This is a genomic window from Bradyrhizobium sp. USDA 336, from assembly GCF_044908355.1.
Taxonomy (GTDB): domain Bacteria; phylum Pseudomonadota; class Alphaproteobacteria; order Rhizobiales; family Xanthobacteraceae; genus Bradyrhizobium; species Bradyrhizobium yuanmingense.
This window is the reverse complement of the sequence record NZ_JBIYDC010000002.1, coordinates 5,496,139-5,509,905: the sequence shown is the minus strand read 5'-3', so window position 1 is coordinate 5,509,905 and position 13,767 is coordinate 5,496,139. Positions and strand designations below refer to the sequence as shown.

The 13,767-nt window shown below is 63.5% G+C and carries 13 protein-coding genes; 7 read left to right on the top strand and 6 right to left on the bottom strand.

Annotated features, from left to right (window positions below):
* Positions 1–12 precede the first annotated feature (12 nt).
* The 3 genes from ABIA45_RS26830 to ABIA45_RS26820 all read left to right on the top strand — a co-directional run bounded on the left by ABIA45_RS26830 (position 13) and on the right by ABIA45_RS26820 (position 2,832).
* Complete coding sequence (locus ABIA45_RS26830; RefSeq protein WP_404654416.1) at positions 13–1,284, top strand: DUF2157 domain-containing protein; 1,272 nt, start codon at positions 13–15, stop codon at positions 1,282–1,284.
* On the top strand, positions 1,281–1,895 hold the full coding sequence (locus ABIA45_RS26825) for a GDYXXLXY domain-containing protein (protein WP_404654415.1): 615 nt from the start codon (positions 1,281–1,283) through the stop codon (positions 1,893–1,895). Before ABIA45_RS26830 ends, ABIA45_RS26825 begins: the two co-directional genes overlap by 4 nt.
* A gap of 163 nt (positions 1,896–2,058) precedes the next feature.
* The gene (locus ABIA45_RS26820) at positions 2,059–2,832 is read left to right on the top strand and encodes a sce7726 family protein (protein WP_404654414.1); all 774 of its coding nucleotides are present in this window, start codon (positions 2,059–2,061) and stop codon (positions 2,830–2,832) included.
* Here the strand turns inward: ABIA45_RS26820 and ABIA45_RS26815 are convergent.
* From ABIA45_RS26815 to ABIA45_RS26805, 3 genes are read right to left on the bottom strand one after another with little or no spacing between them, the layout of a single operon-like run.
* Positions 2,829–3,863 carry a hypothetical protein gene (locus tag ABIA45_RS26815; RefSeq protein WP_404655759.1) on the bottom strand — a complete coding sequence of 345 codons (1,035 nt, stop codon included), beginning with the start codon at positions 3,861–3,863 and terminating at the stop codon, positions 2,829–2,831. The genes ABIA45_RS26820 and ABIA45_RS26815 overlap by 4 nt on opposite strands.
* A gap of 48 nt (positions 3,864–3,911) precedes the next feature.
* Positions 3,912–4,412: an ImmA/IrrE family metallo-endopeptidase gene (locus ABIA45_RS26810; RefSeq protein WP_404654413.1), complete on the bottom strand. Its 501-nt coding sequence runs from the start codon at positions 4,410–4,412 to the stop codon at positions 3,912–3,914.
* A gap of 36 nt (positions 4,413–4,448) precedes the next feature.
* Complete coding sequence (locus ABIA45_RS26805) at positions 4,449–4,880, bottom strand: hypothetical protein (protein ID WP_404654412.1); 432 nt, start codon at positions 4,878–4,880, stop codon at positions 4,449–4,451.
* Positions 4,881–5,591: 711 nt separating this feature from the next.
* On the opposite strand from ABIA45_RS26805, the gene ABIA45_RS26800 reads away from it, so the two are divergent.
* Complete coding sequence (locus tag ABIA45_RS26800) at positions 5,592–6,710, top strand: FAD-dependent oxidoreductase (protein ID WP_404654411.1); 1,119 nt, start codon at positions 5,592–5,594, stop codon at positions 6,708–6,710.
* Positions 6,711–7,137: 427 nt separating this feature from the next.
* The gene (locus tag ABIA45_RS26795) at positions 7,138–7,998 is read left to right on the top strand and encodes a DMT family transporter (protein ID WP_404654410.1); all 861 of its coding nucleotides are present in this window, start codon (positions 7,138–7,140) and stop codon (positions 7,996–7,998) included.
* 15 nt (positions 7,999–8,013) lie between these two features.
* Here ABIA45_RS26795 and ABIA45_RS26790 read toward each other — a convergent pair whose 3' ends face one another.
* The gene (locus tag ABIA45_RS26790) at positions 8,014–8,949 is read right to left on the bottom strand and encodes a LysR family transcriptional regulator (RefSeq protein ID WP_404654409.1); all 936 of its coding nucleotides are present in this window, start codon (positions 8,947–8,949) and stop codon (positions 8,014–8,016) included.
* A 96-nt stretch (positions 8,950–9,045) separates the two neighbouring features.
* On the opposite strand from ABIA45_RS26790, the gene ABIA45_RS26785 reads away from it, so the two are divergent.
* Positions 9,046–9,900, top strand: a complete 855-nt coding sequence (locus ABIA45_RS26785; protein ID WP_404654407.1) for an NAD(P)H-dependent oxidoreductase — start codon at positions 9,046–9,048, stop codon at positions 9,898–9,900.
* Positions 9,901–9,909: 9 nt separating this feature from the next.
* On the opposite strand, the gene ABIA45_RS26780 is transcribed toward ABIA45_RS26785, so the two are convergent.
* Positions 9,910–11,118: an EAL domain-containing protein gene (locus tag ABIA45_RS26780; RefSeq protein WP_404654405.1), complete on the bottom strand. Its 1,209-nt coding sequence runs from the start codon at positions 11,116–11,118 to the stop codon at positions 9,910–9,912.
* 496 nt (positions 11,119–11,614) lie between these two features.
* Positions 11,615–12,778, bottom strand: coding sequence for a hypothetical protein (locus ABIA45_RS26775; RefSeq protein WP_404654404.1), 1,164 nt, complete (start codon positions 12,776–12,778; stop codon positions 11,615–11,617).
* Positions 12,779–13,114: 336 nt separating this feature from the next.
* Here ABIA45_RS26775 and ABIA45_RS26770 point away from each other — a divergent pair, with 336 nt between their 5' ends.
* A complete protein-coding gene (locus ABIA45_RS26770) occupies positions 13,115–13,741 on the top strand; it encodes a LuxR C-terminal-related transcriptional regulator (RefSeq protein WP_404654402.1) in 627 nt (208 codons plus the stop codon).
* Positions 13,742–13,767: the final 26 nt, after the last annotated feature.

Here is a 13,767-nt window from a genome sequence, read left to right as displayed (position 1 = left end):
GATCCCAGGACGATGTTCGACAAATCCTACCGGCAGCGCCTCGAAGCCGATCTTGCGCGATGGGAAGCCGACGGCGTGATCGCGCCGGCGGCGGCCGCCGCCATCCGCACTGCGCTGCCGCCGCTTCCGCCCGGCATCAGCATCGCCGTGGTCGTCGGCATCCTCGGCGGTCTCCTGATCGCCGCCGCGTTCCTCGCCTTCGTGGCGGCGCATTGGACCGAGATCGCGCGCCTCGTGCGGTTTGCGATCCTGATCGCCGGCATGGTCCTCGCCGGCGGCCTCGGCGCCTGGTTTGCCACGCGCGGCCGCAGCGTTCTCGCCGATCTCTGCGCCAGCGTCGGTGCCATTATCTTCGGCGCCGGCATCGCGCTGGTCGGCCAGATGTATCATCTCGGCGAGGATTTTGCCGGCGGCATGCTCTTGTGGTCGATCGGCGCGTTTGCCGCGGCCCTGCTGACCGGCTCGCGCGGCGCGCTCGCGGTCGGCCTCGTCGCGGCCTCGATCTGGACCTGCATGCGGACCTATGATGCGCCCGACATCCTGCATCTTCCGTTCCTCATCGTCTGGCTCGTCGCCGCCGCAACGGCCTTCGCCTGGAATTCGCGCGTCGCGGCCCATCTCGTCGCGCTCGCGCTGCTGCCGTGGTGGATCGCGACCTCGCTTCGCTTCGAACTGGATGGCGCCCAGCCGTCGTTCCTGCTCGCCAACGGCGCGGCGCTGGTGTTCGGCGCGGGCCTTGCGATCGCCGCGTCGTCGTCGCCGCGGGCGTTCCGCCTCGGCAGCGTGCTGTCGGTCTATGGCGCGCTGTCGCTGGCTGCCGCCGCCTTCCTCGAGGTGACGACGGTCGACGACATCATCCGCTTGCGGACCGCGAAGGCATCGGCCCAGCCGCTATGGGCGATCCTGTGCGGCGCTGCCGGCGTGATCCTTGCGCTTGCGTCCGCCGCGTTCACCCGGCGCCCCGGTGAAGTGCTGGCGGCCGGCGCGATCGCCCTGGTGCTGCTCGCCGCGCCGCTGTGGCCGGCGCCTGCGGCGGGCGAGCCCTGGCTCGCCTATGCCGCGCTGCTCTGCGCCATGCTGTGCCTCGTCGTATCAGGCATGCTCGACGATGTGCGCCCGCGCATCGTCGCCGGCTGGCTCGGCATCGCCGGCGTGGTCGCGGGCATCACCTGGGCCGTGAAGGGCTCGCTGCTGCACCGCTCGGCCTTCCTGGCCGTGGCGGGCGTCGCGGCCGTCGCCTTTGCCACCGCGCTCAACCGCATGCTGCCGAGGGCCGCGCGATGAAAGGGCTGATCACTTCGCTCACCGCGTTCTGGCAGCGCATCCCGAAAGCCGTGCTGTTCGGCACCGCCGTCCTGCTGCAATCTGCCTTGCTGGCGCTGATGGTGGCCGACCGCATGCAGATCCTGCGCGAAGGCGTCGAGGTCACCTTGCAGACGCAGCCGGTCGATCCCCGCGATCTCCTGCGCGGCGACTATGTCGTCCTCAGCTACGACATCTCGCAAGTGGCGGCCGGCAGCCTCAAAGGCAAGGTCGCGGACGCGCGCCATCCTGATGTCTTCGTCAAGCTCGCGCCCAATGCGAACGGGCTCTATCAGGCCGTCTCGGTGCATGCCGAGCCCGTCCCCGTCACCGCGCCCGAAGTGCTGATCCGCGGCCGCGTCGGAAATTACGGCGGATCCTGTGGCGACGACCGGCGCCGCTTCTGCGACAAGCTGCCGATCAAATACGGCCTCGAAAGCTATTTCGTGCCCGAAGGCGAGGGCAAGAAGCTCGAGGACGCCCGCAACCAGCAGAAGCTCCGCATCGTCGCCGCCGTGCTGCCCTCGGGACGGGCGGCGATCAAGCGGCTGCTGCTCGACGGCGAGCCGGTGTACGAGGAGCCGTTGTATTAGGGCGGGATGCAATTGGCGCCGGGCGCCTCTTCATCTGTCGGGTTCCCTTAAGCGCCTCTAGAATGCTGTTGTAAATTGCCCTCTTCGACATTTACAGAGAGGCCTTGTCATCGCAGATTCGTAGCCCTCGATCGGTGACGTTTAGAAAGCCTTGGTATTTCCGATGCATGATCCGAATTGCAAGCGCTTTACCTCCAATTCTGAGAAAGCCGTGCTGCTGAAAGAAGCCCATCTGAAGTGCGCTTTCCTAGAGCACCTTCGTCGTTTGGGACGGCTCAATGCCTCTTCAGTGCTAGCTTCAGAGTTCGCACTCGGCGGCGCCGGCCGCAGGATCGACCTAGCCATTTGGAGCGGCGAGTTCGTCGGCGTAGAGTTCAAAAGCAAGTTTGACACGCTAAGACGGTTGTCTTGGCAGCTCGAGGCCTACTTGAAGTGCTTCGACCGCGTCGTCTTTGTCGTGGACCAAAAACACGCCTCTAAGGTCGCGGCGCTCCTTCCAGCCCAAGTCGAATTGTGGGTGGTTGAGCCGACGGGCAATTTCGTTCTGAAAAGCGCTGCCGGCGTGTTGCGTGGCCAGACAACAGAAGCGTTGGCAAATCTCTGCACGCTAGCCCGGCTACGCCAACTCTCTAATGCGGGAAGATCTGATGGCGCCTACAGGGGAAGGCGCAGCGTGTTGGCTAGCGGCCTGAAGCTTGAGGACGTTTATGAGTCCGCAGTCGCAAGATTCAGGAAAAATTTCGCCGCCTCAAGCCGCGCATTCTGGGACGCGGTGGGGGATCAGGCTATCCATCAGGATGCACTTCCCAGCCTAAGCCGATTCACCAAACAGAGAACGCGGCTTGCTTCCATCCAAGAAGCCGAAGAAAACTTTTGGCGAGATTGGGTCATGCCGATATCGAACAGCGCAGGGACCCCGACGGAACCAATGTTTTAGTCTGTCCAATCATCCTCGACGTCTGGCGCCGGAAGCGCGCCAAAGTTGGCTTGTTGATGTAGGTGGATGTTTATTCGTGCAGCCGTAGAGCGTTGTGGCGAGATGATTGCTGCGGCCCCGTTTGCAGTGTTTATTATTTGGGTCGTGCCCCAAATTCCCAGGTTCGCCCACCCATCCGAGCGTATCGCGCGTGCAGCTGCTCGCTGGTATGCCGCATCACGATCAAGATCATCGTCGTCCACTCTAAAGAATGCCCATTCACGTGGCATTGCATTGTCGATGCGCGGGGGAGGTGGGCCGCTCGCGCCCGTTTGCCGCTCTTTCCTCACTGAGCCTGTGTCAGAATAAATCACTTTGCGTGCTTGAACATGTCGGATCACTTCTTCGTAGAAGAGGCGTTCAAAGATCTCTTGGCGATGAATGCCAACAAAGCTTGACGGGAATGTTGAAGCCGAAACTGAGACAAAGCATTCAGGCAGAATTCTTCGAATCCCGTTGATTAGCCCAATTGCTCCGGCGGCGCGGCCCAAGAGTTCGCGATTCTGCCGCTGATAGTCGAGGATGAAATAAACCTCCTCCTGATCCATGCCGGCGAGCAGCTCGGCAATTTCAGCCGAGGCGCCGAAACCTGGCTCCGTCAATCTGACTACGATCCCTCGACCAAGCGCACGAGCTCTCAGAATCTGCGCCGGCATTTCTCTTCGAGAGGCTAGCTGAAGTGTGGGCACGAAGTTTTCGTGGTCCTCGACGAAGGCGTAAAAACTTGCGTAACCATCCGTTGGATCGCGCAAAGCCTCGAGTGAGTCGTGAACGGGCTTGCGGCCGTCGCCCGAAACGAAAGGATCACGAGTTACATCAACGATCACTGCCCTATGCCCGACCGCAGCTTCAATCTTGGCGATCACGGGCTCAATGTGATGAGCTGACAACCAAGGCCTCAGCGTAATATGAGGCAAGAGACGATCTTTGTCGGCGGGGACAAGCTCCTCCATCGCCGTCATCTCCGACGGGCGGACCTCTAGGATTGGCACATACGAGAATTCGCTAAAATCGACCAACCGTCTCCCCCCAAAAAACGTTTACTCAATTCCTAGGCGGATTTTCATCGCGGCAGCTGAAACATTGAATTTGTCGGCGAGAAACGAAACAACATCTTCTTCGCCAAGTTTAGCTGCTCTATCCTTCCAGAACGCGAGCAGGCGATCTGGCATCAGTAAGTCGGCAGCCAGCCGATTAGCTTGCGCTTCTCGACTGTCTGACAGCGACGATCGATATAATACATCGTCTGTAATACCATCGCCGATCTCATCGCGGTGCAGCAGATAGTGGCCGATCTCGTGCGCCACCGTGAACCTTTGGCGTCGGGCTGGATCATTCTTGTTAACGCGAATGGAAAAGCCTGCTGGCGTTTGGGGATCGGGTCGGATTTCCCCGGAGATGCCGCTCGGTAGTTGGGCTGAGATGACGCGCAAACCGAGAGCCGAGGCGAGCGCCGACAAGCGCACAGGCGCATCGCTCAAGAACGGATCAATGATTGCGCGTTCCGCTCCAGCCACGCGTGAAAGCTCATAGCTCACCATATCTTCGAATCGCCTTTTCGGTTCAACGGCTTGGGCTCAGACATCTTCGCCAGCTCGCTCTTGCGCGTTGGTCAACAACTGCCGATCTACGCGCTCTTCCAGTATCTCTCGTAGTGATCCGGCTCTCAGCTGTGCGGACACGTGTTTGATAATTATCTCCTCGACCTCTTTGCGGAGAGGGCCATCCTTGAGCAGTTTCTCTAAATGCTCGGCGGATGCCATTCGTGTCATCGATTGAAACTGAGCATAACCCCAAACTGCAAGGGCGCCGATGAAGAGCGCCAGCGTGGCAAGTATGACGCCGATTCCCGTAAGGAGGACGGAAATCAGTTCGTGATAGGCCATTTTAACTTGGCCCCCCTCGGGCACCAGTTTCCATTCGGCCATGGCGGAGACGATGCACATGATGCCGAAAAGCGCGCCGACGCCGAATATCAATATCCAAGCTGGCGATCCGCGGTTCATCATTTTTGATTCGGGCGAAATAGATACTCGAATAGGGGCATACCATAGCGACGGGAACCCTCCGCGCAATCTTATACGGCGGACAAGGTTCTGCTACCTTAGACCCATGCAAGCAAGGAGCACACTATAAGGATGCAACGCGATTGTGTAGCAACGAATTGGCAGTACTGGAAAAACGCTATAATAATCAGTAAGTTGTGAATCGATCCATCCTATCCTTTCCTGGGCACTAGTCGTTGAAGTTTCGGGGGAAACAAACTCCATAGCATCCGATCTGCGCAAGCGTTCGCGCGCTATGTGTCAATCGACTTGCAGATCTGAAAGCCAATTGTCGTTCAACTCTGGCAATAACGTCTGCTAACAAAGAGAGCTCAACCGCCGAGCTCGAGCTGAGGATAGGCCCCAGCCTAACGTTCATTCGATCGTCAGAGTTACGGTGAAAGTCCATTAGGACCGGCAGTGTCCAGCGGCAAAAATTCGAACCTGCGTAGGCCGCGCAACTGGTGTTACGGTGACAGTGCACTCTATCAGCGCCGCAGCATCGCAATCATTGCGTGTCACCAGCGTCAGATCGTGCGCCAACGCGGTTGCCACGAGCAGGCCGTCGTGCCGTAATCGCCCTCCCGCAGATCTTGTCAACACGCGAATTCATCAGGATGATCGCTGCGTCGTAGCATCGCTCGCGAGGCCTTCATGCGAAAATGCGAAGTCGCCGTGCTGGGTCTGGGGCTCATGGGCGGAGCAGCGCTTAACGCATTGCTGGATGCCGGCGTCGATGCGCTCGGCTTCGACCCTGTCGCAGCAGGTTCGGATCGCGGCTCGTCACATGGGTCATGTCGCATTTTCCGTCGCTTCAATTTCGAAAACCCCAACTACACCAGTCTGAGCGACGAGGCTCATGCCGGCTGGATCCGGCTGCAGAGCGAAAGCGGTCAAACGGTTCTGACGGAAACCCCTGTTTTGGAGGCCGGCCGCCCCGGCTCCGCCATGGTGGCGTCCTCGCGCGCGGCCGCGATCGCGAAAGGGCGGCCGGATCCGATGTTGACCGCGGCTCAAGCGAACAAGGAATTTCCGGCTTTCACCCTGCCTGACGACTGGGACGTCGTCGTGCAGGACGGCGGCGCGATCCTGCACACCGAGGTCGTCATGAAACTGATGCGCGCACGCGCCGGGAACCGCGTGATTCCGGAACGCGCGAGCTTCACGCCGCACCCCAACGGCGTGTCGATCCGCACGGCGACCCAGGAGTTCTTCGCCGAGCGCGCGATTCTGGCGCTGGGCCCATGGCTCGGTCGCGCACTCCCGCGACTAGGCGCGCTGCTTAACGTGACCCGACAGGCGGTCGGCTGGTTCGATCCGGCCCGCCCCGACACTGTGGCGCTCGGTCGTTTCCCGATCTTCATTCTGGACCGAGGTCCTGATGACATCGTCTACGGCTTTCCGGACTTCGAACAGCGCGGCGTCAAAGCTGCGCCTCACAACCACGGGCCCCTGGTCGGCCCCGACGACTGGGGTCCGCAGGCCACCGATGCCGAGCTCCGCCCGATCGGCGAAGCCTTGGCCGCCCTCGTCCCCGGCGCGGCCGGGCCGATCATCGATCGCGACGTCTGCCTCTACACCAATAGTGCGCCCGCCGACCGCCTGCTAGACGCGGGCGAGGAATTCATCATCGATCGCTGGCCGGATTCCCGCCTGATCGTCTGCTCCGCGTGTTCGGGCCACGGTGCGAAATTCGCGCCCGCCATCGGGCAAAGGCTTGCTCGCCTTGCCACCGATCCGTCCTATCAGGCAGAACCCTTCTTTCAGCTTTCGCGCTATTCTCAATTCGCCTGAGCGGGTGCTGGATGTTGCGGTGACAGTGCACAAAACGCGCACCGTCCGGCGGCAAACGCCTTCAAGAGACCCGGGCTAAAGCTCTGCCTGTCCGACCTCCTGCGATGATGCCACTATGCTCCTGTTTTGCCCGACGAAGCAAATGACAGGAGACGTCATTCGGAATGGGCGACACCGCTCGCCACCAATCTCGTCGGCTCGCCAAGGCGCGCCGGACAGGCGCGTCAAACCACGCTCCCTCGACTTTTTGGCTCCCGAAACCCCGTCCGACCAGCACTCCATCCCACCCCCCACCTAACCCATTGATCTTGCAACCCCCGTCTACTGTGCATGGGGTTGTTTTCGCACCTTTGTTATTCCATGCCTTCACGCGGAGCGTTCACCCGCCCCGGCACCAGCTCACCCGCCCCCACCAAGCGAGACCAACATGCACTCTTCGGCCAGCGGCTGGGGCAACGGGCTTCTCGGCGTCATCATCTTCAGCGGCTCGCTGCCGGCGACGCGGGTGGCGGTCGGCGGCTTCTCGGCGCTGTTCCTGACCTCGGCGCGCGCGGTCATCGCGGCGCTGATCGGGGCGGCGGTGCTCGCCGTGCTCCGGCAGGCGCGGCCGCAGCGCCGTGATCTCGCCTCGCTCACCATCGTCGCCATCGGCGTCGTGGTCGGCTTTCCCCTGCTGACGGCGCTCGCGCTCCAGCACATCACGTCGGCGCGCTCCATCGTCTTCATCGGCCTGCTGCCGCTGTCGACCGCGATCTTCGGCGTGCTGCGCGGCGGCGAGCGGCCGCAGCCGCTGTTCTGGCTGTTCGCGGGTCTCGGCAGCGCCACGGTGGCCGGCTTTGCCCTCACAGGCGACAGCGCGGCCTCGCTAAAAGGCGATCTGCTGATGGTCGCGGCGATCGTGCTGTGCGGCCTCGGCTATGCCGAGGGCGCCGCGCTGTCGCGCCGCCTCGGCGGCTGGCAGGTGATCTCCTGGGCGCTGCTGCTCGCGCTGCCCTTGATGCTGGTGCTCGCGGTGTTGACGTGGCCGCCGACCTGGAGCGGCGTCAGTGTGCCCGCCTGGATCGGGCTCGCCTATGTCTCCGTCTTCAGCATGTTCGTCGGCTTCATCTTCTGGTACCGCGGGCTCGCCATCGGCGGCATTGCCCGCGTCGGCCAGCTGCAGCAGCTGCAGCCGTTCTTTGGCTTGGCGCTCGCCGGTCTCCTGCTCGGCGAGCCGGTCGCAGGCAGCATGATCGCCGCGACGGCCATCGTGGTCGCCTGCGTCTTCTTCGCGCGGCGGTTTGCGTGAGGGCAACCGTTCGCTTTACTTCCTGCCGGATTGAGGCCTTTCGATCCCGGGTAATCGCGCGATCTGCTCGGCGAGGAAATCGACCAGGAGGCGCACGCGCGCAATGCCGGACCGCTCCGGCACGATCAGCATGTTCAGCGGCACCGGCGGCGGCGAATAGTCCGGCAGCACGCGTTCGAGGCTGCCGTCCGCGAGCAGGTCGCTGACCAGCCACAGATGCGCCGGCGCAATGCCGCGGCCGGCCGCGAGCGCCTCACGCGCGGCGAGCCCGTGATCAAGGCGCAGCCGCCCCTCGAAGGGGATCGCATGGCGGCCACCGCGGCGCCCCTGCAGCACGAGGACATCGCTGCCGGCGATGTTGGACATCCGAACGCCCTCGTGCTTGGCGAGGTCTTGCGGGCGCGCAGGCCGGCCACGCGCGGCAAGATAGCCGGGTGCGGCCACGAGCAGCCGCCGCGACTGCCCGAGCGACTTCAGCTTCATCGAGCTTTCGGCGAGCGGTCCCAAACGCAATGCGACATCGACGCCCTCTCTGATGAGGTCGATCCGCTCGTCGGTCAGGCTGAGGTCGACCGACACCTCCGGATAAGCGTCCTGGAAGGCGAAGATCAAGCGACTGACGTGGAGCACGCCGAACGCCGCGGTGCAGGAGACCCGCACCGTTCCGGCCGGCGCGCCGCGCGTCGAGCGCGCTTCATCACCGGCCTGCTCGACCAGACGCAGGATATGCACGCAGCCCGCGTAGTAATTGCGGCCCTCCTCCGTCACGGTGACCCTGCGCGTGGTCCTGGTGAGCAGCGGCACGCCGACCGCTTGCTCCAGCTCCCGAATGTGCCGAGTCACCGTGGACTGGCCGACCCCGAGCTCGCGCGCGACCGCAGACAGGCTTCCGCGCTCGGCGACGCGCACGAAGCTGCGCATGCGCTCGAGCGTAACCTCCGACCTATCCATTTTCCGGCACAATCTTATCCATCGGCTACGTCTACCGGATCGCGGGCCACCGCGCTATCTGCCGAGCCACAATCCTCAATCCAATGGTGCCCGAACATGAAAGTGTTGATCGTCTATGCTCATCCTGAACAGCGCTCGCTCAACGGCTCGCTCCAGGATGTCGCCGTCAGAGAGCTCGAGGCGCAGGGGCACGAGGTGCGGGTCTCCGACCTTTATGCCGAGGGCTGGAAGTCCGAGGTCGACCGCGGCGACTTTCCGTCGCTGCCGGTCGATGCGCGTCTCGCGGTCGCCGCGGCATCCAAGCAGGCGTTCGAGGCGGGCACGCTGACCGCCGACGTCAAGGGCGAGATCGAGAAGCTGCTGTGGGCGGATGCTCTGATTCTGCAGTTTCCGCTGTGGTGGTTCAGCATGCCCGCGATCCTCAAGGGCTGGGTCGACCGCGTGTTCGCCTACGGCTTCGGCTATGGTGTCGGCGAGCACAGCGACAAGCGCTGGGGCGACCGTTACGGCGAAGGGACCTTGGCGGGCAAACGCGCGATGCTGATCGTGACGGCCGGCGGCTGGCAGGACCATTATTCCGCTCGCGGGGTCAACGGGCCGATCGACGACCTGCTGTTTCCGATCAATCACGGCATTCTCTATTATCCCGGCTATGACGTCCTGCCGCCGTTCGTGGCCTATCAGGCCGACAGGTTCGATGAAGCCGCTTTCGGCGCGACGGCCGAACGCCTGCGCGAGCGCATGAGAACGCTCGCGACGGCTTTGCCGATTCCCTATCGGCGCCAGAATGGCGGCGATTACGTCATTCCGAGCATGCAGCTCCGCGCCGGGCTCGAGTCTCCCGGAGCGCGCGGCTTCGCGCTCCACCTCGATCAGGCTGACGAAAGCGGCGCGCCCAGCAAGCCAGCGGCGATGCGGTCGACGGCAGATCTCCGCGCGGAAACGGCGTAGCGAACGCGCTCATCCCATCACCGTCCGCGTCAGCGCGGCCTTCGCGAACTTCTTCAGCGGCATCGGCTTGCCGAACAGAAAGCCCTGCACGACATCGAAGCCGATCTCGCTCGCCGCGATGAGGTCGGCGCGACTTTCGACCCCTTGCGCCACAGCGCGCGCGCCAAAGGTCTGCGCCAGCTCGACGATGTGACGGCACACCGTGCGCTTCAGCCGATCGCCACCGCTGCCGGTGACAAACTGCCGATCGGCCTTCAGCTTGACGAAGGGAATCTTGTCGAGGTCCATCAGCGACGGCCAGTTGGCGCCGAGATTGTCGATCGACAGGCCGATATTGTGCAGGCCGACCTCGCGCGCGACCTCGGCCAGGAAATCGAGCTCGCGGATCGCCTCCTCGCTGTCGATCTCGACCGTCAATCCGCCGAAGGCCGGATGCGTCGGCACGCGGCGGCAGAGATCGCGCACCGCCTGCGGCTCCCTGAGATAGGCGGCGGGAAGATTGATCGAGAGATCGACCGGACTTTGTTGCTCCAGAAGATAGTGCCAGTCCTGCATGGCGCGATCGATCACAAACTCCGACAGCTCGCGAAAATGCGGATCGTGCGGCTCCGGGATGAAATAGGCCGGCGGCACCACGCCCCAGGTCGGATGCCTCATCCGCACCAGGGCCTCGGCGCCGTTGCGCACCAGCGTGCGCGCGTCGATCTTGGGCTGGTACCAGAGCTCGAGCCAGCCGGCATGCAAGGCCTCGCCGACATGCACGGCCGGGCTCGGCGCCGGCTCCTCCGGCAGCAGCATCGCAACGCGCTCGCGCAGCGTCTCCGCGGCAAAGGGCGTGGTCAGCGGCGGCAGCATGGCAAGACCATATTCGTCGCCGACCTGCCGCACGGCCTTGACGATGATCGAGTCGCGGGCGCCGACGGCGAGAACCTTGCCGGCAAACGCCTCGCGCACCAGCACTTCGAGGAATCGTCCCGGCTCGATGCCGTCGGCGGCGACGCCGAGCAGGATCAGGTCCGGCAATTCGCTCGCGAGCACCGTCTTCAGCTCCTCGGCGCTGGCACATTCGCAGGTGACGAAGCCGAGATCCTCGAGGATCTCGCTGAGGAACGCGCGCAAGTGACGCTTGCTGTCGGCCACGCAGGCGCGCGGCGTCACCTTTCGCCGTCCGAAGGTCACAGGCCTTCGTCCGACGAGTTCAATCATCCCATCGTTCATCGTACACCACTCCCGTTCCGTGACGGTTTCATAAACGCGGAGCGTGGGTTCAAATAAGGAGAGCTTCACTTCGTTCTTGAATTATCTGAGTAACGTTAAGCCCTGCAATTCGAGCTAATTTGTCGACGAAATCTTCCCCGCGCGTGCGCGGTTGTCGCGAGGCGGCGATGAAGCCGGCGCAACGTGAATCAGCGGCGGCTTTCACGCTTGCGTCTTCCCGCGATGCGCGCACCGCCGCCTTTCGCTCGCGACAGTTCTGCGACAACGGGTCCGCGTCGGCGGCCGAGAATGTGAAGCACATCACACGCGCGTTGCCGCACTCGCGCTAAAGCTCCCCCGAGCCGGTGGAGGGCTGTCGAGGATTACAGCTATGTCGATGCGGCGAATGATGTATTGGTGGTTCAGGTTCGTGCTGTCAGGGCGATTCATGGATCGCTTCCTGTGCCTGCCGCGCTAGTCGCGCGGCGCAGCGTGGTTTTTCGCGGCCGAACCGGATTTAGGTTTGCCCGATCAATTTGCGGAACGCCGCCGCACCGTCCTGCATCGCGTCGCGTCCCTTCCAGGCCAGATAGGACAGCTTGCCGCCGAGCGTATCGTGGCTGCGCAGCCGCCGCGAGCCGAGAATGTGGCCGACATTGGCAGGGAAGCGGCTCACCTCGGCGGAGACCAGCGCCGCGATCGCGTCCATCAATTGCTGGAGGCGGGCGCCCCATTCGCATTGCTCGATGCCGTCGATGCGGACCTTGAGCGCATATTCGGTGTCGTAGATTTCGGCGAGCAGGTCGCGGGCGATCAGCACCCGGTTGTGCCGGAGTGCGACACGAAGCGCGAGGCGCTTGTCGTCGAGCCGGTCGAGCACCATGTGAACGACGCAGGCATAGGGGGTGGCGGCGACGTCTGCGGCGGCCTTGCTCGCAGCGGCTCGGGTGGCAAGCCGCACCAATTGCCAGGACGTCCTGAGGCGTCGCGCCACCAGCGTCAGCGCGAAGGGCAGCGCCTGGGGATGGGCCTTTTTGAAGGCGTCGAGCTGCGCGGTGATCTGAGCGACCTGGCCGTCGTCGAACTTCGCGATCTTGTCGGGCAGCTTCTCGTTGAACTTCGGCAGTGCATCGCCGGCGCGCAACACATGCAGCATCTTCAAGACGTCGTCGAAGGCGGTGCGCGAGGCCGTGTATTGCCCGAGCTTGGCGCGCGCGGCATCAGTGCTCTCGGGCGAGGCGAGGGTGCTCTCGAGGACCTTGACGACCTTGATCTGGAAGGTCGAGGCGATCTTCTGGACCTCCTTCGGGTTGTTGGCCGCGACCTGGTCGCCGATCGCCTTGATGTAGTCGCGCGCCATCGTCGGCAGCAGGTCGCGGCAGATCCATTCCCAGATCGGGATGAGGGTATTGCGCGAGATGCGCCCCATATTGGCATGCTCGGGCGCGCCGTCGATCAGCAGCAGCTCGAGCGGCGCGAAGAAATAGCGCGACGGGCTGGTGGCGCGCACCTGGGTCGATCCGTCCTTGCGGAATTCGGCGCGCAAGCGGGCCTGGATGTCGGCCGAACCCGGCATGTCGATGCCGCACAGCTCGAGCCGTTCGAGCTCGCTGAGCAGACAGCTGCGCGACAGCGGCGTCAGCCTCTGCAGAAATTCCGATAGCCGGTCGATCTCGTCCATGGCACGCAATCTTTCGCAGCGTGGCCCGCGGGCTTGCGGACCCAATGCGTGGAGGCATTTGCGCGCTCTCAACCTCCCTAGAGAAGCAAGTCGCCGTTAATTAATCCGTAAAATCCGGGGGATGGATGTCGGAGCAAGGCGGCCGCCGACGAGCTTTTCCCCTTCCCAGCCCAGGATTTTGGCAGAAAACTCAACCGTTGCATGGTCGCGGGCGACGCCGCGCAAGCACAAATTGTGCCGAAGTCGTCATTTCAGCGTAAAAGAGCCTAAATCACCGTAGTCATACGGAGCAGAAAGTTAATCACAGACCCGCCCCGGTTCCGCTAAACGAGTGACATGGGGTCACAGAATGATACGGCCACCGATTCGCGGCCGTCGGCATGGCACGAGAGCAGCGCTGCTTCAGCTGAAGAGCCCGATTTCGCCCGCCTGAGCGCCTTGCGTGCCAATGCGGCCGACGAAATGGCGGCTGCCATCGCCCGCGAGCTCAATGGCCCCCTGACCGCGCTGCTGCTCTACATGGGCGAGATCAAGCACCACAGCGATCAGCTCGTCCCCGCGACCGGCGATCGCGCCTATTTGCAGCGGGTGGTGGAGAATGCGCTGGCCCAGACCGAGCGCGTTTGCGGCCTGGTCAAGCAGCTCGCCGGCCCGCCCAAGGGCGGCTCCAAGGGCGGCTTGCCGAGCCCGTCCGAAGAAGCAGAATCGAAGGCCGCCCGTGTGCTGCAGCCGCGGCCGCCGAGCGCCGATCTGCTCGGCCCGTCGGGCCAGAAGCGGCTGACCAGGCGCGAGCGCGAGGTGCTGAGGCTGATCAGCGAAGGCTACTCGAACAAGCAGGGTGCGCTTCGCATGCAGATCAGTCCGCGCACCTTCGAGAGCCATCGCGCCGAGGCGATGCGCAAGCTCGGTGCGCGCAACACCGCGGACCTCGTCCGTGCGGCACTGCTGCATTCGATCGACTGAGCCGGGTCGGTTGGCCGCCGCCGGGC

Coding starts and splice junctions, on each gene's coding strand:
- ABIA45_RS26830 (WP_404654416.1), top strand. CDS start 13: ATGTTCGACAAATCCTACCGGCAGCGCCTCGAAGCCGATCTTGCGCGA.
- ABIA45_RS26825 (WP_404654415.1), top strand. CDS start 1,281: ATGAAAGGGCTGATCACTTCGCTCACCGCGTTCTGGCAGCGCATCCCG.
- ABIA45_RS26820 (WP_404654414.1), top strand. CDS start 2,059: ATGCATGATCCGAATTGCAAGCGCTTTACCTCCAATTCTGAGAAAGCC.
- ABIA45_RS26810 (WP_404654413.1), bottom strand. CDS start 4,412: ATGGTGAGCTATGAGCTTTCACGCGTGGCTGGAGCGGAACGCGCAATC.
- ABIA45_RS26805 (WP_404654412.1), bottom strand. CDS start 4,880: ATGATGAACCGCGGATCGCCAGCTTGGATATTGATATTCGGCGTCGGC.
- ABIA45_RS26795 (WP_404654410.1), top strand. CDS start 7,138: ATGCACTCTTCGGCCAGCGGCTGGGGCAACGGGCTTCTCGGCGTCATC.
- ABIA45_RS26790 (WP_404654409.1), bottom strand. CDS start 8,949: ATGGATAGGTCGGAGGTTACGCTCGAGCGCATGCGCAGCTTCGTGCGC.
- ABIA45_RS26785 (WP_404654407.1), top strand. CDS start 9,046: ATGAAAGTGTTGATCGTCTATGCTCATCCTGAACAGCGCTCGCTCAAC.
- ABIA45_RS26780 (WP_404654405.1), bottom strand. CDS start 11,118: ATGAACGATGGGATGATTGAACTCGTCGGACGAAGGCCTGTGACCTTC.
- ABIA45_RS26775 (WP_404654404.1), bottom strand. CDS start 12,778: ATGGACGAGATCGACCGGCTATCGGAATTTCTGCAGAGGCTGACGCCG.
- ABIA45_RS26770 (WP_404654402.1), top strand. CDS start 13,115: ATGGGGTCACAGAATGATACGGCCACCGATTCGCGGCCGTCGGCATGG.